Consider the following 327-nt stretch of genomic DNA (forward strand, 5'->3'; position numbering starts at 1 on the left):
GCCTGACATGATGGCCCAAGTTGGTCGTGTTGGACGTGCATTGGGTCCTAAGGGATTGATGCCTAACCCTAAGACGGGAACTGTTACGTTTGACGTAGCTAAGGCCGTTACTGACGCTAAGTCAGGTAAGGTTACTTACCGTACTGACCGTGACGGAAACGTTGCTGTACCAGTTGGTAAGGTATCATTTGACGCCGACAAGCTTGCTGGAAACATCAAGTCATTGTCAGACGTTATCTTGAAGGCTCGTCCTGCCGCTGTTAAGGGTGCATACGTAAAGCACGTATCAATCGCTTCAACGTTCGGACCTGCTGTTAACATCGATAT

Annotated in this window: 1 pseudogene; it reads left to right on the forward strand. The window is 48.9% G+C overall.

The features are described from left to right. Positions 1-327, forward strand: a pseudogene (locus KH400_RS23460) (50S ribosomal protein L1); the annotation flags it as partial.

Origin of the sequence: Desertibacillus haloalkaliphilus (genome assembly GCF_019039105.1) — a bacterium.
In the GTDB taxonomy this organism is placed as follows: Bacteria; Bacillota; Bacilli; order Bacillales; family KJ1-10-99; genus Desertibacillus; species Desertibacillus haloalkaliphilus.